16 protein-coding genes are annotated in these 20307 nt (G+C 42.5%); 14 read left to right on the top strand and 2 right to left on the bottom strand.

Annotated elements, in window-relative coordinates; genetic code table 11:
• The first annotated feature begins 15 nt into the window (after positions 1–15).
• The 3 genes from VB836_RS03050 to VB836_RS03040 all read left to right on the top strand — a co-directional run bounded on the left by VB836_RS03050 (position 16) and on the right by VB836_RS03040 (position 6280).
• The gene (locus VB836_RS03050) at positions 16–1701 is read left to right on the top strand and encodes a tetratricopeptide repeat protein (RefSeq protein WP_323217930.1); all 1686 of its coding nucleotides are present in this window, start codon (positions 16–18) and stop codon (positions 1699–1701) included.
• 48 nt (positions 1702–1749) lie between these two features.
• Positions 1750–3588 (top strand): tetratricopeptide repeat-containing sulfotransferase family protein, encoded by a 1839-nt coding sequence (locus VB836_RS03045; protein WP_323217929.1) that lies wholly within the window; start codon positions 1750–1752, stop codon positions 3586–3588.
• Positions 3589–3832: 244 nt separating this feature from the next.
• Positions 3833–6280 (top strand): tetratricopeptide repeat protein, encoded by a 2448-nt coding sequence (locus VB836_RS03040; RefSeq protein ID WP_323217963.1) that lies wholly within the window; start codon positions 3833–3835, stop codon positions 6278–6280.
• A 4-nt stretch (positions 6281–6284) separates the two neighbouring features.
• On the opposite strand, the gene VB836_RS03035 is transcribed toward VB836_RS03040, so the two are convergent.
• The gene (locus tag VB836_RS03035; RefSeq protein ID WP_323217927.1) at positions 6285–7295 is read right to left on the bottom strand and encodes a glycosyltransferase family 2 protein; all 1011 of its coding nucleotides are present in this window, start codon (positions 7293–7295) and stop codon (positions 6285–6287) included.
• A gap of 93 nt (positions 7296–7388) precedes the next feature.
• Here VB836_RS03035 and VB836_RS03030 point away from each other — a divergent pair, with 93 nt between their 5' ends.
• From VB836_RS03030 to VB836_RS03000, 7 genes are all read left to right on the top strand, one after another.
• The gene (locus VB836_RS03030; protein ID WP_323217926.1) at positions 7389–8828 is read left to right on the top strand and encodes a hypothetical protein; all 1440 of its coding nucleotides are present in this window, start codon (positions 7389–7391) and stop codon (positions 8826–8828) included.
• A 258-nt stretch (positions 8829–9086) separates the two neighbouring features.
• Positions 9087–9548 (top strand): ribosome maturation factor RimP, encoded by a 462-nt coding sequence (gene rimP, locus VB836_RS03025; RefSeq protein ID WP_323217925.1) that lies wholly within the window; start codon positions 9087–9089, stop codon positions 9546–9548.
• Positions 9549–9733: 185 nt separating this feature from the next.
• The gene (nusA, locus tag VB836_RS03020; RefSeq protein ID WP_046277841.1) at positions 9734–10954 is read left to right on the top strand and encodes a transcription termination factor NusA; all 1221 of its coding nucleotides are present in this window, start codon (positions 9734–9736) and stop codon (positions 10952–10954) included.
• Between the two features lie 154 nt (positions 10955–11108).
• Positions 11109–11360, top strand: coding sequence for a YlxR family protein (locus VB836_RS03015; RefSeq protein ID WP_323217923.1), 252 nt, complete (start codon positions 11109–11111; stop codon positions 11358–11360).
• A gap of 142 nt (positions 11361–11502) precedes the next feature.
• Complete coding sequence (infB, locus tag VB836_RS03010) at positions 11503–14649, top strand: translation initiation factor IF-2 (protein WP_323217922.1); 3147 nt, start codon at positions 11503–11505, stop codon at positions 14647–14649.
• A 134-nt stretch (positions 14650–14783) separates the two neighbouring features.
• Positions 14784–15434 carry a low-complexity tail membrane protein gene (locus VB836_RS03005; protein WP_046277838.1) on the top strand — a complete coding sequence of 217 codons (651 nt, stop codon included), beginning with the start codon at positions 14784–14786 and terminating at the stop codon, positions 15432–15434.
• Positions 15435–15567: 133 nt separating this feature from the next.
• Complete coding sequence (locus VB836_RS03000) at positions 15568–15795, top strand: hypothetical protein (RefSeq protein WP_046277837.1); 228 nt, start codon at positions 15568–15570, stop codon at positions 15793–15795.
• Between the two features lie 66 nt (positions 15796–15861).
• Here the strand turns inward: VB836_RS03000 and VB836_RS02995 are convergent, their stop codons facing one another.
• Positions 15862–16005, bottom strand: a complete 144-nt coding sequence (locus VB836_RS02995) for a hypothetical protein (RefSeq protein ID WP_323217921.1) — start codon at positions 16003–16005, stop codon at positions 15862–15864.
• Positions 16006–16160: 155 nt separating this feature from the next.
• On the opposite strand from VB836_RS02995, the gene VB836_RS02990 reads away from it, so the two are divergent.
• The 4 genes from VB836_RS02990 to VB836_RS02975 all read left to right on the top strand — a co-directional run bounded on the left by VB836_RS02990 (position 16161) and on the right by VB836_RS02975 (position 20306).
• Positions 16161–17069, top strand: coding sequence for a circadian clock protein KaiA (locus VB836_RS02990; protein WP_323217920.1), 909 nt, complete (start codon positions 16161–16163; stop codon positions 17067–17069).
• Between the two features lie 163 nt (positions 17070–17232).
• Positions 17233–17547, top strand: coding sequence for a circadian clock protein KaiB (gene kaiB, locus VB836_RS02985; RefSeq protein WP_009782897.1), 315 nt, complete (start codon positions 17233–17235; stop codon positions 17545–17547).
• Between the two features lie 210 nt (positions 17548–17757).
• The gene (kaiC, locus tag VB836_RS02980; RefSeq protein ID WP_046281807.1) at positions 17758–19323 is read left to right on the top strand and encodes a circadian clock protein KaiC; all 1566 of its coding nucleotides are present in this window, start codon (positions 17758–17760) and stop codon (positions 19321–19323) included.
• Positions 19324–19436: 113 nt separating this feature from the next.
• On the top strand, positions 19437–20306 hold the full coding sequence (locus VB836_RS02975; protein WP_082172341.1) for an undecaprenyl-diphosphate phosphatase: 870 nt from the start codon (positions 19437–19439) through the stop codon (positions 20304–20306).
• Position 20307: the final 1 nt, after the last annotated feature.

The raw sequence follows: 20307 nt of genomic DNA, 5'->3' as shown, positions 1-20307 counted from the left end.
AACCCATAGACACCAATGAAAGTACAACTTGAAACCGCTTTGCAGCCTTATATTCAAGCGTTAGAAATTCAGCCAGATGATGCAGAAGTTTATCACAAAATTGCTAGCATATACGCTCAAAAAAAACAGTGGCCAGATGCAATGATTAGCTATCAAGTCGCACTTCGTTTAGATCCAAAAGATGAGAAAAATTATTTAAACTTAGGAAATGTTTTAGCAAAATTGGGTCAACTTGAAGAAGCTATAGCCTGTTACCATCAACTGATTAATCTTAATCCTAATTTAGCAATAGTTTATCAAAAATTAGGAGATGCTTTATTTCAACTCAAACGATGGGATGATGCAATTTTTGCTTTTCGTCGTGTCCTTGAACTGAACCAAAATTGCTTATGGTCATACCTTCACTTAGGAAAAATATATATTCAAAAACAGCAGTGGGATAACGCAATAGCAGCTTGTCATCAGGCAATCAAAATCAATCCTAAAGCGGCTTGGTCATATAATAACTTAGGAGATGCTTTTTCGGAGAAAAAACAGTGGCATGATGCTGTTATTGCTTATCTTTATGCCATTAAAATTAGAGAAAATCCTTTTAACGCAAGTTTTCTAAATACCATTTATGAACGATTGGGATATGCCATTCGTCAGCACATTAACCAGTCAAGTTTTGAGAAGGTTATCGACAGGTATTATCAAGTTTTTCAAATGAATTCTGAAAAGCTTTCAATTAATTATTCTATCAATATTGCTGAACTTGGCTTCACCCCAAATCATGCTGAACCTTATTTACAGCTTGGGGAAGCATTAGTTCAATGCCAGCAGTTTGAAGCTGCGATCATTTTTCATAAGCTTGCTGATAAAATTCAACCGAATCATCCAGAAGTTTTCATAAAAATTCAACAAGTTTTGCATCAACAACAAAAATTTCAGCAAGTTATGGCTGAATGCTATCAGAGTATCCAGAAAAATCCTAATTCTCCTGATGCCTACACAACACTCGGTAATCTTTTAACTCAAAAAGGTCAAGCAAAAGAAGCGATTTTATATCACCAAAAAGCTCTTGTTTTAAAAGGATGGGATCTCTGTCAACAGAGAAGCTATCAATTTACTCAAGACTGGTTTAGTAACAATATTCGCACCTGGCAAGAACATTTAAAGTTTTTAAGCAATAGTCCGGAATTAAAGATTTTAGAAATTGGCAGCTATCAAGGAATGTCTACTTGTTGGTTTCTAGATTATATTTTAACTCATCCTACCGCGAAAATTACCTGTATCGATCCGTATTTTAAGCCTGAGTTTGAGCAAAATATTAATCAAACTGGTTTCCCGGAGAAAGTGATTAAAATGATTGGCTATTCTCAAGATATTCTCAGTTCACTACAACCTAATTTTTATGATATTGTTTACATTGATGGATGCCATCAAGCGGTGCCTGCATTGCAGGATACTTTACAATCCTGGCGTTTAACTAAAATCGGAGGAATTATTATTTTTGATGACTATGAAGTGAATGAATCCGATAATCCAGAGCAACAGGCAAAAGTGGGTATTGATTGTTTTTTGAACTGGGTGTCTGATGCCATTACAGTTATTCACAAAGGCTACCAATTGATGATTAGAAAAACAGCGACTGGATTAAAAGATGAAGAAATTGACACCTATTCTGAAGTGATTTCAATTTCGGCAACCGAATCAGGTTGAAGAATCGAGTATAATAAAAAGTCCTGACCTATTACAGCTATCTTCATTATGAATGATTCGGAGCAATCTACGACAACGGCAATGAACTTGTATCAACAAGCCCTGGTTTACTTGCGTCAGCAGCAATTTCAGGAAGCAATTATTTCTTGTCAGCAAGCTTTAAAATATAAGCCTGAATTTGCACTCGCTTATAAAACAATAGGAGTAGCTCTACAAGTTCAAGGTCAGGAAGAAGAAGCTAAAAAATACTATCTCAAAGCTCTTGAAATTCAACCCGACTTGGCAGAAGTTTATGCAAATATTGGGAATATTTACACGAAACAGCAGCAGTGGGATAAAGCGATAGAGGCTTACCAAAAAGCTCTTGAAATTCAACCCAAATTAGCAATTGCTCATCGCAATATTGCTCAAATATTAACTCAGCTTAACCGACAAGCAGACGCACTACAATATTGGTATGAAGCTTTGCAATTAGAACCAAACTGGGCAACCCCAGAGGACTATCTAACATTAGGAAATATGCTGCTTAAGCAGGAGAAACCCTTACAAGCAATCGAATGTTATCAAAGAATAATTGGAGTTCAACCGGATTCTTTTGAAGCCGCTCATAACTTAGGTGAAGCATTCAGCCAACTGAAACGCTGGCTAGAAGCCATTGATACCTACCAAAAAGCCTTAAAAATCAACCCAAATTCAGCAATTACTTATCAGAGATTGGCAGATGCTTTTTTTCAAGTAAAATCTCAGGATGAAGCCATTATAAATTATCACAAAGCGATAGAAATCGATCCGAAGTCCTTTCAAGCTCATCAAAAAATAGCTCAACTTCTTTTTCAGCAAAAACAATATGAACCCGCTCTCCAAGCTTATCTAAGAGCGATAGAACTTCAACCTTTTTATCAATGGTCTTACTGGAACTTGTGGAATATTTTAGCCGAACACCATAAACTGAATGATGCTTTAACGCTTTATCAAGATGCTGTTCAACGCTATCCAGATGCTCCTTTAGTTGAATTAAACTTCGGGGAAGTTTTAACGAGATCTGGAAAAATAAAACCTGCTATTGCTGCTTATAAAAGAGCAATTTATAAAAAAACTAAACGTTCTCATCCTGAGATTGTTGAACAGTATTGGGATAACGAAAAAACACTCAGTCCCAGTTTTATTATTCTTGGAACTCAGAAGGGCGGAACGACTTCGCTCTATCGTTATTTGGAAGAACACCCCCAAATTTTACCGGCAATCAAGAAAGAGATTTATTTTTGGAATCATCATTATAAACGAGGATTTGATTGGTATTTTTCTCATTTTCCGAGTCTCAAGTCATCTGCAAACTTTGTAACCGGAGAATCAACACCTAGCTATCTAGAAGATGAACAAGTTGCTCGCCGCATTGCTAAAACATTTCCACAGATGAAGTTAATTATTTTACTCAGAAATCCCATTGAAAGAACGGTTTCTCAATATTATCACTGGGTTAGGTTAGGATTAGAACAACAATCTCTCGAAGCAGCGATTTCCTTAGAATTAGAACTCTTGGGAAATTATCCCGAAACTTCTATTAATCCCAACTACTGGGAACAAACTTATAAATATATTTGGCGGGGAATGTATGTGGAATTTATACAAAACTGGATGATGCACTTTCCGGCTGAAAATTTTCTGATTTTAAAAAGTGAAGACTTGTATGAAAAACCTCAAATCACACTTGAAAAGGTTTTTGAGTTTTTGAATTTACCGGATCATTCGTTGAGTGAATTTAAACCTTACAATCAAGGATACTATCAGCCAATACCTGAGAATGTTCGCACACAATTAGGGGATTTTTTTCATCCAACTAATCAAAGATTAGAGGCGTTTTTACGGAGAGAATTTAATTGGAATTAATCAGGGGGTTGACATTAAAACCCATTTTGAGTAAAATAAAGTAACATTGATATTGTGGGCTTTTTGTGTCTACTGCCACAAAGCGGCAGGTCTGAGAGAGTTAAATCCGTGAAAAATACCTCATCCAGTTTCAAGAGACAGCTTACTATTAAGATAGCCACAGTCGTCAAATTTTAAGTTGATACCGCAGAAAAGCCGGCAATTCAATGATATAAATAAACAGTCCCCTATAAAGTCGTTGAATATGAACCTGGCGGCTAACTCAGAAACAGCAGCGAGTCAGCTTTGTCAACAAGCAAATTTGTACATCGCTCAACAACAATGGAAACAAGCTGTTTCCTTGTGTCATCAAGCTTTGAAAATCCAACCGAATTTTGCACCCGCTTACAAAATCCTGGGTGTTGTGATGCAACGACAAGGACAACTAGATGAGGCTAAATACTGGTATCATCAAGCCTTAGAATATCAACCCGACTTTGCTGAAGTTCATGCCAATTTAGGAAGTTTATATGCGTCTCAACACAAGTGGGAACAAGCAATAACTTCCTATGAAAAAGCCCTGGAAATTCAACCCAATTTAGCCGGAGTTTACCGCAACTTAGCCCGAATTTGGCAAAAAAATAATCAACCGGAAAAAGCAGCAAACTGTCAATATCAAGCCTCTCTATTAGAACCAGAAAAACTCCAACTTGAAGATTATTTCAGCTTAGGTAAAACGTTATCAATACAGAATCTAGTTGAACAAGTCGTTAATTTATATTCCCAGGCGAAAGAACTTTATCCCAAAGAAGCAAAACTTTATTATCTGTTGGGTAAAGCGTTGAGTCAACAAGAACAATGGCAAGAAGCAATATTCAACTACCAACAAGCAATTGAACTCAATCCTAGTGCTAGCCATTATTATAACAGCTTAGGAGATGTATTCACCCAATTACAACAGTGGGAAGAAGCAATTAATTGTTATTTACAAAGTATCCAGATTAACCCGAATTTATCTTGGTCTTATTTTAAATTAGCAGATGCTTGGATGGAATGCCAAGAATGGGAAAAAGCTATCAAAACCTACCGTCAAGGACTCCAACTCAACCCTGAAAACTATTGGCCTTATATTAAAATAGGAGATGCTTTAATTGAACAAGATAACATAGAAGAAGCGATCGCGATCTATCGTGAGGCACAAAAAATCAATCCTAACTTTTCAGCATCTTACTATAAATTAGCAGATGCCTTACAGCAAAATAACAAACAAGATGAAGCCATTGCCCACTACAAAACAGCGTTAGAAATCGATCCAGATCTTCCATTTTTGTACGAAAAACTAGGTGATTTATTACAGGAAAAACAACAATGGGAAGAAGCCATAGCTTTATATAAAAAATCAGTTCAAGTCAATCCAGATGTATACGAACTTTATCTCAAACTCGGTTCTGCGTTACAACAGCAAAAAAATTGGGATGATGCCATTGATGCTTTTATCAAAGCTATCGAACTAAAAACCCATTGTTTTGAGGCCTATGATGAACTCGCCAATATATTTGAACATCAAGGCTATCCTGGATCAGCCATTGTTTGTCGCCATTATAAACTCTTACCCCCCATTGTCATTGAAACCTTTTGTCAATATTCAAAAGAGCAAGTTGTTAGCTTAGAATCAGCTTCTGATGTAATTACAATTAACCTTTATTCAGAAAGTCTAACTGAATGTGTACCACCCATTATATTAGATGACAATCTTCATCAAGATTTCCAACATAATTATTTTCGATCCTCTGCGGCTTTTGCGAGTATCCTTCCCCAAGGACAGGTATTAGCCGATCCGATTTTAACCAGCGCTGTTTTAAACGCAAAAAATCAATTAATTCCCGAACTTTGTAGCGGACATCCCGAGTTTTTAATCTCATCTAATCATCATTCTTCTGTTCACGAAATCGATGAAACTCTGGCTTTTCTATCGGTTCGTTGGGGAAATGGTGGATATTTTCATTGGATGTTTGATGTGGTGGCTCGTCTTGATCTTGTTCAAAAAGTATCCGAGATTGAGAAGATTAAAGTTGATAAATTTGTCTTCACTCACTGTCCGAATCAATATCAAATAGACTCTTTAGAAGCGGTGGGAATTCCTGCTGATCAAATTATAGAAAGCTTTGATTATCCCCATCTGAAAGCCAAACAAGTGATAGTTCCTAATATTACCCAAGAATTTGGCATTTCAGAATGGAAATGTCAATATCTCAGACGAGCATTTCTCAACCCGAAACTTCGCCCCGAAATTCCGAACTACAAACGAATTTATATTGATAGAAACAAAGCCGGTTATCGTAAAACAATTAATAATGAAGCCGTAGTTCAACTTTTAGAAAAATATGGCTTTCAACGAGTTTACTTAGAATCTTTGTCTATCGTTGAACAAGCTCATTATCTGAATGCGGCGGAAGTCGTTGTTGCGCCTCATGGTGCAGGTTTAACTAACCTGACATTTTGTAACCCCGGAACGAAAGTAATTGAGATTTTTTCACCCGGCTATGTTACCCCACTCTATTGGTTTCTCAGTAATATTTGTCGCTTAGAACATTATTACTTATTCGGGGAGAGATTACCCGATGATGACAATCCCAAAATTAGCCCAGTCACTCGTAATATTTGCGTCAATCTTAATCAACTTGAACAGATGATTAAGAAAGCCGGACTGTAAAAACTTAATGATTTTGATGGGGCTGGAACATTTTTTCAACAACCCATTCCATCAACATTTTCCACTCTGGAATTTCACCCAGTTTATCCGCATCAAAATCATCTCCCAAATTCATCGAATATTGTGTAAAACTCTCCATCCAATTCATCAGGGTTTCCACTGCTAAATAGGGACTATGATGCCAAGATTTCTGCAAATATTGTACCATTTCTCGCGGAAAACCTGTATAATATAAATACCAAGAACTCCAAACCAACGTGCTGTAACGCACCCATTTTTCAATGAGGCGAATTTCCAAAGGAATATCTTCTCGACTAAAAAATCGTTCTAACACCCAATTAATAGATTTCGCTTGGGAAATTCCATCTCGCATCGTATTTTGATCATGTTGTCGATAACAAACCGTTGATTGACGTAACCACTCCGCCTCACAACCTTTTAACGCCAAACGTAATATTAAATCCACATCCTCAGCATGAGTTAACCCCGGTTCAAAACCCCCAACTTCCTCTAACCAATTCCGACGAAACATCAAAGTTCCCATCGTTCCCAAAGGTTTCCAGCGCAACCAAGATTCTAAGTTCAACTCAGGCACCGTCTCCCAAGGCTGAACATCCATCAACGTTTCCCCCTGTTGGTTAATGCGCCGCCAACCACTATGCACAATTCCCAGTTTCGGGTTCGCCTCAAAGACTGCTAACTGCACCGCCAGTTTATCTGGGAGAAATACATCATCCGCATCCAGAAACGCTACAAACTCCCCCTGTGCGAGATGAATGCCATGATTTCGAGCCACAGATACCCCTTGGTTGTCTTGATAAACATAGCGAATTTGGGCGCTGTAAGGCTGTAAAACTTGACGAGTATTATCTTGAGAACCATCATCAATCACAATAATTTCAACAGAAGAATAAGTTTGATGAAGAACACTCTCAACCGCCTGTGCAACATAGCGATCACAGTTGTAAGCTGGAATAACAACACTGATCCGGGGTAATTTAGAAGCAGTTGACATGGTTAAATTTCCGTAAAAATCTGTCGAAGTGTTGATGGAAAGTTAGTAGAGTCTAACTAAAGTAGCCCTATAAATTTTCATTTTTCCTGATTTATGCAAACCTCAAAATCCCGATTCCGTAAGAAAAAGAAAAAAGTTCCTTTGTTTGAACAATTAATGACACTGCTAACCGTGATTAATTTTATTTTAGTCTTGTTTAATCTAAGTTATATCCCCCTGCGCGATTTTTATTTCCGCTACACCCCTAAAATTATACAATTGTATGATCCAATCAAAGGAATTGAACCCCACCGCGCCACCAAAGGATATATCGAAACTGTAGAACAACTTCAACAGCAATACTCAGAGTTTGGGATCAATTCATCTCAGGTGAATCAAACCCTAGAAGACTTGCAAACCAAAAGTATTAACTTGATTAACGAAGATCCTTTTTCCATTGCCAACAAAAGCGGTTCATTAGAAAAAATCAAAAACAAAATGCGAGATCAAGTTCCAGGTGAACAAGATTCGGCAAAAGAAGCCTTTCGTATTTTTTGGACTCCAACCTATTTAACAAAACAAGGCTTCCAACAACAATTAGCATGGTTTGATGAAGAAATCATTCCTTTTATGGAAGTGAACTATTATCGCGGAATTGGTGAACGAGGAAGGTTGATCGATGAATTTTGGAAAATAGATTTACCCTTTGTCATTATTTTTATCACCGAATTTATCCTGCGAACTTATCTAATTGGTCGCCGTTTTTCGCGGTTTACCTGGTTTGATGCGGTGCTGTGGCGTTGGTATGATGTCTTTTTGTTTATTCCCGTCTGGCGATCGCTCAGAATTCTTCCGGTGATGATTCGTTTAGAACAAGTGGGATGGATTGATATCGAACGAGTTCGTTTGCAAGCCATTCGGGGAATCCTCAGCAGTTTTGCTCAAGAACTCACAGAAATTGTTGTGATTCAAGCGATTAATCAATTGCAAAATGATATCGAAAGTGGAGAATTTATCAAACAGTTTTTTAAAGCTCAAAACCGTCGCTACATCGATATCAATAATATTAATGAAATCGAAGTTCTTGCCACTCGTTTAGTTCAGATGACCGTATACAAAGCCATTCCCCAAGTTCAACCCGAAATCGAAGCCATTCTCCGTCATAGTATTCAAAGTGCTGTTCAACAGTCTCCAATTTCCACAAGATTCAAGCAAATTCCGGGCTTACAAGATCTACCGACACAACTGACCGAACGTCTGGTTACTGAGTTATCAAAATTAGCCGTTGAAGGGCCACAAACCACCTATGAAACGGTTAAAACCGCGATGGAAGATCCCGTAGGAACTCGGTTATCAAACGAACTGGTTCGTCATTTTGGCAGCGCTCTCGGCCAAGAAATTCAAAAAGAACAAAGCCTCAATGAAATTGAATCTCTCCTCGTCGATTTTCTAGAAGAATTTAAAATCAATTACGTCCAAAGAGTCGATGAAGAAAATTTTGAACAAGTGATCGCCGAAGCCCGAGAACTGCGCCAACTGACGAAAGGAAATTGACATCCCCCACCTGACAAAAGTAGCAGATCTGAGGTAGACTTAAGGTCAGAGATAAATTCTGAACGGGATTTGTCTGTCTGACTTCTTGTGGAAGACACTGTGAAGTGGGTGAAGCCCACTTTTTTTAGTGGCAGGGTTCAGTTCAACCTGTAAGCTTGTAGGAAATGCTACAGCCAGCAGTCCCACCTCCTTCGGTATCTTGTTTACCGATCTAGGAGTCAGTTTGAAGTCTTAAGTCTAATTTTCTGCTATCGAAGTATGGCTCACCCCCTTGTCCCAAAAATCATCGATCTAGCCACCCCTGTTGCTGAAGCACTGGGATTAGAAGTGGTGGGAGCAGTCTTTTATACCAACCAAGCCCCCCCTGTTTTGCGCGTCGATATCCGCAACCCCAACCGAGACACGGGTTTAGACGACTGCGAACAAATGAGTCGAGCGTTGGAAGAACAATTAGATACCGTTGATTTGATTCCCGATGCTTATGTGTTGGAGATTTCTAGCCCCGGAATTTCTCAAACACTCACGAGCGATCGCGACTTTATTTCCTTCAAAGGATTTCCCATACTTATCAGAACTTCAGAACCCTATAAAGGCTATAAGGAGCGGCTGGGAAAGTTAGTTCGTCGCGATGAAACAGCCGTCTATCTTAATCAGAAAGGACGACAAATAGCAATTCCTCGCACGCTGATTGCCGAAGTTCTCCTTCAAGAAGAAGAGTGAAACCTGAGCATTTTTACACTCGTGATCAGCTCCAGGGGATTGCCATTTGCATCCCTTGGAATGGGAAAGCGATCACGACTCAGACCCGGCTTGAGAATTGAAAATAATGATTTTTTATTTTTTATTCTTAGTTTTCTTCTTCATTTCTCGTTATTCAGATCTCATTTACACAGGAGAATCAGCCTATGTCAATGGTCAGTTTACCTGGACTCAAAGACATGATCCAGAACATTTCTCAAGAACGGAACTTACCCAAGCAAGCCGTTGAAGATGCCTTACGGGAAGCCTTGTTAAAAGGATACGAACGCTACCGTCGCACCATTGAGATTAATACCCCGTTTAGCGAAGACTATTTCGACAATTTTGATGTCGAACTCGATGTCGAAGAAGAAGGATTTCGCGTCCTGGCTAAAAATTTAACCATTGTTGAAGAAGTTACGAACCAAGATCATCAAATTTCCCTGCAAGACGTGCAGGAAGTAGCACCCGAAGCCCAACTCGGCGATACCGTCACCCTCGATGTCACACCCGATCAACATGATTTTGGTCGGATGGCCGCCATTCAAACCAAACAAGTCCTGGCTCAAAAGCTGCGAGACAAGCAGCGTAAAATGATTCAAGATGAGTTTAAAGACTTAGAAGGAACAGTTTTACAAGCCCGAGTATTGCGCTTTGAACGACAATCTGTAATCATGTCCGTCGCCAGTGGCTTCGGTCATCAAGAAGTCGAAGCCGAACTTCCCAAACGAGAGCAACTCCCTAACGACAATTACAGAGCCAATGCCACCTTTAGAGTCTATCTCAAGCGCGTCTCTCAAGGATCGCAACGAGGACCACAACTGATCGTCTCTCGAGCCGACGCGGGTTTAGTGGTATACCTCTTTGCCAACGAAGTCCCCGAAATCGAGGATGAAGTCGTTCGCATTGTCGCCGTCGCCCGAGAAGCCAATCCGCCCTCCTCTCATGTAGGCCCACGAACCAAAATCGCCGTTGATACCCTCGATCGCGATGTTGATCCCGTTGGGGCTTGTATTGGAGCGAGAGGATCACGCATTCAAGTCGTCGTCAACGAATTACGAGGCGAGAAAATCGACGTCATCCGTTGGTCTCCCGATCCCGCAACCTACATTGCCAATGCCTTGAGTCCAGCCCGAGTTGATGAAGTGCGTCTGATGAACCCCGAAGAACGTCGCGCTCACATCCTAGTCCCAGAAGATCAACTCAGTTTAGCGATTGGTAAAGAAGGTCAGAATGTGCGTTTAGCGGCTCGGCTGACCGGATGGAAAATTGACATCAAAGATACTGCAAAATATGATGCAGTTGCAGAAGATCAAAAAATAGCAGAACAGTTGCAGGATCAAGAAGCATATTACTCTGAAGATGAGGAGGACTTAGAAACCGAATAATCAGGCGAACATCAGGTCATGGTTATTCATAAATCGGGGAACAGTCTCTAAAATAAAAATAAAAGAGAGATTGGGCTGTGAAGCCCTGATCCCGCTCACACCCAAAAACCCGAGTCAGATAGACCCCCAATGTCCTTCAAGATGCTGATTGATCATGTCACCCAACTGTCGTCGTTGTGTCGCCTGTCGCCAAGCTGCTCCCAAAGAGACGTTTTGGCGAGTGGTTCGAGTCTACTCGTCCCATCAGGTACAATTAGATCAAGGCATGGGTCGTTCCGCCTATCTCTGTCGGAATGCCGAATGTCTCAAAGCCGCTCAAAAGAAGAATCGTCTGGGGCGATCGCTCAAAGCTGCCATACCGGAAGAAATTTATCAAATCCTCTGGCAGCGTGCCACCTCAGAATAGACTCATCTTGAGAGCCAAGGCTATCTTCGCGAGTTTAGCTACTGTTGTCAGCTCGACAACAGGTTACAATTGTTAATTTGGGAAGAAAAATGTCAAGATAAACTAATGTAGATAACGGGTTGGTACGAAGAGGGCAAAGTGGATGAACAACACCAAAGTCAGAATTTACGAGTTGTCAAAGGAACTGAATTTGGACAACAAAGATATCTTAGCCGTATGTGAACGGCTCAACATTGCAGTCAAAAGCCATAGTAGTACAATTACTGAATCAGATGCTCAACGGATTGAGAAATATGTGGCAACCCACCCCATCGAGAGTCATCATGATTCCAACTCCGAGCGGGCAAGCCATCCATCAAAACTGTCCGATTCTCAAGCCGATCACAAGAAAAAACAACAAATCCTAGAAGTTCGTAAACCCAAACTTCAGGTCAACTCCAACTCGAACCGATTTCCCACTCAACAGAACAACTCAGTATCCGTGCCAACAGCCACTCAACCCCAACCCTCAGTTCCCTCCCAGCCTTCTGAGAAACCACCACTACTAGATCGGCCTGTGCTATCGAAGCCCAATTCTGCCCCTCAATCTCCATCAGAATCCGTAAACCAACCGGCAGTTGACAGTTCCGCGAAAAATCCTCCGGAGCGATCAACAGTCACCTCTTCCGATGAGTCCAATCACCCGGACACCGCTCAAGCATCCCAGCTAGCGGAAGCTCCCCAATTGGTCTCTCCTCCAGTGCGGCCCTCGGCGAGTTCCTCCGACCCTGCCGTTGTGAAGAACAAACCGATTTTAAAATCCAATAAACCAACGCCTAAGTCGGCGGAGCCAGAGGTACAGCCAACAGTGGCTAAAACGCCGGACAAGCCGGGCCCCAGCAAACCGACCAAAAATCAGCGTCCGAGCAGTTCTGAACCCAAAACCTCCGACATCAAAGAGCCGAGGGAAAAAGAGGTTGTTCGCAAGCCTCGCAAAGAAATTACAGCCCTCAAACCCAAGCCGCTTCCGGAACTTCAGCCGCCACCCGCTCGTAGAGGCAGTGAACCCGAACCCGAGGCAAGCGACAGCGAAACCGATGACGAAATCATCACCCCGACAGACGACCTCGACCTGGAGATCAAGCGACCGAAGAAAACCCTCACCGCACTCAAAAAGCCCCAGTCCACTCGCAGCACAACAACCAAACGTGCAGGATGGGATGAGGAAGAAGAAGACAAGGCCGCCAAAGCCGCCAAACTCAAAGCCAAGCGTCCTCGCGTTAAACCTCCCATTGAAGATGAAGAGGATGAGGACTTGGACGGCTCCCTCAACGGTCAGTCTGACTTAGATGCAGCCGTGAGTCTATCACTGGCTCGTCCCCCCAAACAAAAGAGCGCATCATCCCCAACAAAACCAACGGCAGCCAGTGCGGGGCCTTCAAAAGCCAAAAAGCCGACCCGCAACCGGGGCGGTTCATCGGAAGACTCCAGCAGTTCTTCTCGCGGCAACAACAGTGCCGAGTCCAAACAACCTCCGCGTCCCGAAAAACTGGTAATTTCCGGCTCACTAACCGTACAAGAGCTAGCCAATGCCCTGTTTATACCTGAAACGGATATTATTCGCAGGCTGTTTGCTCGAGGAATTGCCGTTAACATTACTGAAACTCTTGATTTCAACATCATTGAGATGGTCTGTCAAGAGTTGGAAGTACCACTGGAAACCGAACAGCAGAAATCCGGTGCAGAAAAACCCGACAACATCTTTAATGAAGCCGATTTAGATCACCTGCAACGACGTCCTCCAGTCGTCACCATCATGGGTCACGTCGATCACGGGAAAACCACCCTACTCGACTCCATCCGAGCAACCAAAGTCGCTCAAGGGGAAGCCGGAGGCATTACCCAGCATATTGGTGCCTATCACGTCGATGTCGAACACGAAGGCAAAATGCAGCAGGTGGTCTTCCTGGATACCCCCGGTCACGAAGCCTTTACCGCCATGCGGGCAAGGGGAGCTAGAGTAACAGATATTGCAATCTTAGTCGTTGCCGCAGATGATGGCGTTCAACCCCAAACCATCGAAGCCATCAGCCACGCCAAAGCTGCCGGAGTGCCAATTATTGTCGCCATTAACAAAATCGACAAAGAAAGCGCCCAACCCGATCGGGTCAAACAAGAACTGATGGAACACAATCTCGTTCCGGAAGAATGGGGCGGTGATACCATCATGGTTCCGGTCAGCGCCATCAAGAAAGAAAACCTGGATCTGCTTCTCGAAATGATTATCCTCGTTTCACAAGTTGAAGACTTAGAAGCCAATCCTGATCGATCCGCTCGAGGCTCAGTCATTGAAGCTCACCTCGATAAAGCCCGAGGCCCTGTTGCCACACTGTTAGTTCAAAATGGAACTCTGCGCGTCGGTGATATCGTGGTAGCCGGATCAGCTCTTGGTAAAGTCCGAGCCATGGTCGATGACCGAGGCCAACGGGTAGAAGCCGCCAGCCCCTCCTTTGCCGTTGAGATCCTCGGACTCCGAGACGTTCCCGCCGCCGGAGATGAATTTGAGGTCTTCGAGAACGAAAAAGAAGCCGCAGCCCTAGCCGACGAACGCGCCCAGGCTCAACGGAAGTCTCGTCTCCTCCAAGGCCGCATCAGTCTCAGCGCCCTGTCAGCTCGCGTTCAAGAAGGAGAACTCAAAGAACTGAATATCATCCTCAAAGGAGATGTTCAAGGGTCTGTAGAAGCCATTGTCAACGCCCTCAAGAAACTTCCTCAAAAAGAAGTGCAACTGCGGTTACTCTTGGCAGCCCCCGGAGAAGTCACTGAAACGGACATCGATTTTGCCGCCGCTAGCGATGCGGTCTTGATAGGCTTTAATACCACCTTGGCAAACGGCGCCCGACAAGCAGCCGATCAAGCTGGGGTTGATATTCGCGAGTACAACATCATTTACAACCTCTTAGATGATGTACAAGCCGCGATGGAAGGTCTGCTTGAACCCGAATTGGTTGAAGAAGCCCTCGGTCAAGCCGAAGTCCGAGCCGTCTTCCCCGTGGGTCGAAACAAGGTGGCAGGATGCTATATCCAAACAGGCAAAGCCGTTCGGAACTGCAAAGTCCGAGTCCTACGCAAAGGCAATGTCATCCACGAAGGCATACTCTCTTCCCTCAAACGGATGCGAGAAGATGCCAAAGAGGTCAACGCCGGCTATGAATGTGGCATGGGTCTCGATACCTTCCATGACTGGGAAGAAGGAGACATCATCGAAGCCTACCGCATGGCTACCAAGCGACGGACTCTTTCTGTCTAGGTCAGTTAAATAGAGGAAGAAGAAAAACCCTCCTTCCTGCAAAACACCCAACGCGATCGCTTCAATCTTAAGAACGCAGCGATCGCTTAATCTTTTTAGAGTATGATCAAGCTAGCCCCCGACCGCCCGTAAAAATGTCGAATTTCCGATTAGATCCCTATCTCTGGATTCATCTTTCTGGTTTAGCGGTACTCCCCCTATGGTTAGCACTTTGCCTGTTAGGATTAGCAGTCGGTTATCCGATCTGGCCTGTCGGGGTGGAAATCGCTATCGTTGCTATCGTCGGCATCCTCCCCATTTTTTGGATGCAATGGTTTCAGCCGTTTTACATTTTCAGCGTCTTAGTCATGGCGATGAAACCTGAACAACTGACACCTGTGCAACGGACTATTCTGGCTCGGTTCAAAACGCCACTCAATCAAAGATTAGCTTTAATTGCACCGCTCCTATTTTTACCCATTCTTTGGCAACTTTATCGTCTTGCTCCTCTAGCAGCTCATGTCGTTTCATTACCCTTGCAAGGGCGTTTGCTCGGATTATTCCTAGCTAGCATCGCCTTTTTAGGCTGTAATTTATTTGCTCAAGTTCCTGTGAGTGTGATTGGAGTTTTACTGACTCGAAAAGCAGAATGGTCAGCAACAGAACCTTTAACGATTGAACAAATTCGTCAAGGTTTTACCCGGATAGGACTACGGGTGAATCGCATCTTACCTGCGGCACTGATACCCCAAATAACAGAGAATTCTTTGCCATCGCTTGACTCCAAAGAACCCTCAGAACGTTAACAGTTCAGAACCCACCCAGCCCACCTAAGCCTTAGACGGTGTTCACAGCTACAGGCATTTGCCGTAATAATTTGTAAAAATAGAGTGAAGCTTGCAAATCATTCCAACTTTATTGTTTATTTGGTGACCGATTATGGCTAAATCAACTTCCACCCTCCCAGAAAATGACGCGGTGGCCACTCCCCGATTACAAGAAGACTCTCAAATTTGGCACAGTCTCAAACAAGCCATTGCTTCTAGTTCGGGATTTCAACGCTGGCAGCTCGAACACCAAGATTACCCCGAACAGCAGCCTCAGATCAATCTTGATCGCCTGGTTCGCACTTATTTGCGAGAAACCTTAGAAACATTAGCTTATTAAACTCTCAAACTCAATTGACTTCCTGAAAACACTTTTAACGATTAGGCTGTTGTCCCGCGCTCTACCTCAAAGGTGAGTGTCGGGATGAAAGCCGCCCGATTCAGCCAAGCCAACAATCAAGGGATCACAACGATCAAGACGGATGGAACCGCCGTCTGTTGGTGTTTTAGGGGGAAGTCCAATTTCTTCCGCACTCCCCGTTGAGAACACAAGCTCACCCTTTATACGATCGTATCAGCGTCGGGTAGTTCACGATTAGTTACAATTTATGATTAAATCTTTTATAGACTCACGAAATATTAGTAAAGGAGACTGGATCTCTGAGTGACTCTTTGGCGGGTAACTTAACTTCAACCTCAACGACCGTGTGGCGTCCACAGCTCTCAATTTGTTTGTTTGTGCCATCAACACAGATGGCTGAATCGGTTATGTCTAGTTTGCAGAGCGATCGCTATGCTGTCGTTCTGGTCCATTCGATCGAAGAGTTACTCCAATACGTCAGTCAGGAAAGAGAGCAACTCGACTGTTTAATTGTGCAGGAGGAAATCGATCTGACTCTATTAGTCGAGCAACTGCAACACCAAAATATCTCTTTACCAACCGTCATCTTGGATGCTCATATCAAGCCGCCTCAGACTCAACAGACACCCGAACCGAGTGATTCTTCCCAATCAACTCAGACACCGACACTAACAACGAACTACATCTATCACAATAGTGAAGTTCATATCAATGTGAATCAACTCAATCAAATCAACGGTTATGTAGACAAAGCCATCAGTCAATTTATTACTCAAGCCGTTACGACTCGTCTGACGGATGACTCCCTAGACGCCAATGAACCGACGGAGTTGACCAACTTTATCATGCGTCAGCAGAGACGACTGGCTGAGAAACTACATGAACGCTTAGGATATTTAGGAGTTTACTACAAACGAAGTCCTCAGAACTTCCTGCGAAATTTGCCTCCCGCCGAGCGACAGGAATTGCTCGATCAGCTTAAATTGAAATATCGTCAAATCGTTCTGAGTTATTTTTCAGCAGATAAAACCCTGAATAATAAAATCGATGAATATGTTAACATTGCGTTTTTTGCCGATGTTCCGGTAACTCGTATCGTCGAAATTCACATGGAATTGATGGATAATTTCTCCAAACAACTGAAACTCGAAGGACGCAGTGAAGATGTCTTACTCGATTACCGCCTCACTCTAATTGATATGGTGGCGCATTTATGTGAAATGTATCGACGCTCAATTCCGAGAGATTCTTAGGGTTGAGAAAATAAAACTCAAGATCAGATTTTCACGTCAAAAAATAAAACGTTTAGTAAACACTGAATTAAGATTTGCAATAACCTTTAACAAAAGGGAAACAAAGCCGGAGAGGAAAGCCATTCACGATAAAATTTATCTGTCAAGCTATCCCTGAAAGTTTATGAGTCCATTAAAAAAAACCTATGTTCTCAAGCTCTACGTTGCCGGGAATACCCCGAACTCTGTGCGAGCCTTGAAAACGCTTAAAGAAATCTTAGAACAAGAGTTTCAGGGAGTTTATGCGTTGAAAGTGATTGACGTTCTCAAAAACCCTCAACTGGCAGAAGAGGATAAAATTCTGGCGACACCCACGCTGTCGAAAATTCTACCTCCACCAGTCCGAAAAATTATAGGAGACCTTTCAGATCGAGAAAAAGTCTTAATTGGGCTAGACTTGCTCTATGAAGAGTTAGGTGATGATGGACTGAACCTCTGAAGTGTTCGGTGTAGCAGGACATCAACAACCCCTTTCAATGATCTTTCTTGACAAAAGTAACAGTTATCCCCAGTTTGCCCGTGACTGAGAACACCCACTGTTCTTTGACATCTGCCAACAATCTGCACAGCCAATCCCTATTTTGTGGTAAATGTAGCAATAGGGAAATAATATTCTAGCATTAGAGGTGGATTTTTCAACCTAAAGATTATGAGTGAAAACAGTCAAGACGCGAACACCAATGGACGTAAACTTATTGGCGTTCAAAAAATCCGAACGATGATCGAAGGCTTTGATGACATTAGTCATGGCGGAATGCCCTTAGGAAGAACAACTTTAGTCAGTGGTACATCAGGCACAGGTAAAACTCTGTTTGCAGTTCAGTTTCTCTACAACGGAATTATAAATTTTGATGAACCCGGTATCTTTGTTACCTTTGAAGAATCTCCTAATGATATTATTAAAAACGCCTCTAGTTTCGGTTGGGATTTACAGGAATTAGTCGAGCAGGGGAAACTTTTTATTTTGGATGCTTCTCCCGATCCCGAAGGTCAAGATATTGTCGGAAACTTTGACTTATCCGCCCTGATTGAACGCATTCAATACGCCATTCGCAAATATAAAGCCCGACGAGTTTCCATTGACTCCGTGACAGCCGTTTTCCAACAATACGAAGCCGCAGGCGTCGTCAGACGGGAAATTTTTCGGTTAGTGGCTCGTTTAAAACAAGTCGGAGCCACGACGATTATGACAACAGAACGAGAAGAAGAATATGGCCCGGTTGCTCGTTTTGGGGTCGAAGAATTCGTCTCGGATAATGTGATGATTGTCCGCAACGTTTTAGAAGGAGAACGTCGTCGTCGGACGATGGAAATTCTCAAACTGCGGGGAACCACTCACATGAAAGGAGAATTCCCCTTTACCATTACGAATAACGGTATTAGTATCTTCCCATTAGGAGCCATGCGACTGACTCAACGTTCATCAAATGCGAGAGTTTCTTCTGGAGATGAAACCCTGGACCAAATGTGTGGGGGTGGATTTTTTAAAGACTCGATTATTTTGGCAACCGGAGCAACAGGAACCGGAAAAACTTTATTGGTTAGTGTTTTTCTCAATAATGCTTGCCAAAACGGTGAACGGGCAATATTATTTGCCTATGAAGAATCTCGCGCTCAATTGCTGAGAAATGCCAACTCTTGGGGCATTGACTTTGAAGGCATGGAACGCAAAGGATTACTCAGAATTTTGTGTAGTTATCCCGAATCAGCCGGAGTCGAAGATCATCTGCAAATTATTAAATCAGAAATTCAGGAATTTAAACCCGCTCGGATTGCCATTGATTCTTTATCAGCTCTAGCAAGAGGGGTTAGTAATAATGCGTTTCGACAGTTTGTCATTGGAGTAACCGGATACGCCAAACAAGAAGAAATTACTGGATTTTTTACCAATACAACCGATCAATTTATGGGTTCTCACTCGATTACTGATTCTCATATTTCTACCATCACCGATACCATTTTGATGCTGCAATATGTAGAAATTCGGGGAGAAATGTCTCGAGCGCTCAACGTGTTCAAAATGAGAGGTTCATGGCACGATAAAGGCATCCGAGAATATACAATTACCGAAAGAGGCCCTCGGATTACCGATTCCTTTAGGGATTATGAACGAATTATTAGTGGCTCTCCCACTCGCATTAGTATCAATGAAAAAAGCGAACTTTCCCGTATTATTGAAGGGGTACAAGGGAAAAGAGGTGAAATTGACGAGTAGCTTTAATTGAGACTAGACTTGCCGTTGCTAGGTGAGAATGCCACACTGTTACTAGGTGATGCACCGTAGGAAGGGTTCATTACCAATCGTTCAAAATTTTCAGTCAAAACCTCGTGGAACCATCAACTGTACTGACAACAACAGAGATTAATGTATTTCAGGCAATTATCTTAGGGATAGTCCAAGGACTAACCGAATTTTTGCCAATTAGTAGTACGGCACACTTGAAGGTTGTACCCGTAGCATTGGGTTGGGGAGATCCCGGTGTTGCCTTTACCGCCGTGATTCAACTCGGAAGTATCGCCGCAGTGCTGTGGTATTTTTGGAATGACTTGACACAGGTTACAGTTGGTGCATTTAAGGCAATCAGGCATTCAAATTATCAATCTTCTGAGTTTCGCCTTGCTTTAGGAATTGCTTTGGGAACAATCCCTATCGTTTTTTTTGGGTTGTTAATTAAAATCTTTATTCCCGATTTTGATAACTCCCCTTTACGCAATACCATTTCTATTGCTGTGGCTTCAATTGTGATGGCATTGCTATTAGGATTAGCCGAAAAAACTGGCACTCGCAAGCGAAATTATGAACAGCTTGATGTGCGAGATGGTGTATTAATGGGATTGGCTCAAGCTTTAGCTTTAGTTCCTGGCGTTTCTCGCTCCGGTTCAACCATTACCGCCGGGCTTTTTATGGGACTTGAACGCGCAACTGCGGCTCGTTTTTCCTTCCTTTTAGGAATTCCTGCCATTACTCTAGCAGGTTTAGTCGAATTAAAAGGATTATTAGAGAATGGATTGGGTAATATTGGCGCAGTCTCCCTAGTTGCTGGAGTCATTTCATCGGCTGTATTTTCCTACCTCGCCATTGCTTGGTTAATTCGTTTTTTACAAACTCAAAATACCTGGGTGTTTGTTTGGTATCGATTGGCTTTTGGTGTCGCTATCTTAGTGGCAGTCAGTGGAGGAGTTTTAGATAATATATAAG

Origin of the sequence: Limnoraphis robusta BA-68 BA1 (assembly GCF_034932365.1) — a bacterium.
GTDB lineage: Bacteria > Cyanobacteriota > Cyanobacteriia > Cyanobacteriales > Microcoleaceae > Capilliphycus > Capilliphycus robustus.
The sequence above is the reverse complement of the archived record's forward strand: the minus strand, read 5'-3'. Positions and strand labels throughout refer to the sequence as shown.

Bases quoted from the DNA above. Each gene is read 5' to 3' on its own strand.
- infB (WP_323217922.1), top strand. From the start codon at position 11,503: ATGAACAACACCAAAGTCAGAATTTACGAGTTGTCAAAGGAACTGAAT.
- VB836_RS03050 (WP_323217930.1), top strand. From the start codon at position 16: ATGAAAGTACAACTTGAAACCGCTTTGCAGCCTTATATTCAAGCGTTA.
- VB836_RS03005 (WP_046277838.1), top strand. From the start codon at position 14,784: ATGTCGAATTTCCGATTAGATCCCTATCTCTGGATTCATCTTTCTGGT.
- VB836_RS03000 (WP_046277837.1), top strand. From the start codon at position 15,568: ATGGCTAAATCAACTTCCACCCTCCCAGAAAATGACGCGGTGGCCACT.
- kaiB (WP_009782897.1), top strand. From the start codon at position 17,233: ATGAGTCCATTAAAAAAAACCTATGTTCTCAAGCTCTACGTTGCCGGG.
- VB836_RS03045 (WP_323217929.1), top strand. From the start codon at position 1,750: ATGAATGATTCGGAGCAATCTACGACAACGGCAATGAACTTGTATCAA.
- VB836_RS03040 (WP_323217963.1), top strand. From the start codon at position 3,833: ATGAACCTGGCGGCTAACTCAGAAACAGCAGCGAGTCAGCTTTGTCAA.
- kaiC (WP_046281807.1), top strand. From the start codon at position 17,758: ATGAGTGAAAACAGTCAAGACGCGAACACCAATGGACGTAAACTTATT.
- VB836_RS03030 (WP_323217926.1), top strand. From the start codon at position 7,389: ATGCAAACCTCAAAATCCCGATTCCGTAAGAAAAAGAAAAAAGTTCCT.
- VB836_RS03035 (WP_323217927.1), bottom strand. From the start codon at position 7,295: ATGTCAACTGCTTCTAAATTACCCCGGATCAGTGTTGTTATTCCAGCT.
- nusA (WP_046277841.1), top strand. From the start codon at position 9,734: ATGTCAATGGTCAGTTTACCTGGACTCAAAGACATGATCCAGAACATT.
- rimP (WP_323217925.1), top strand. From the start codon at position 9,087: ATGGCTCACCCCCTTGTCCCAAAAATCATCGATCTAGCCACCCCTGTT.
- VB836_RS03015 (WP_323217923.1), top strand. From the start codon at position 11,109: ATGTCACCCAACTGTCGTCGTTGTGTCGCCTGTCGCCAAGCTGCTCCC.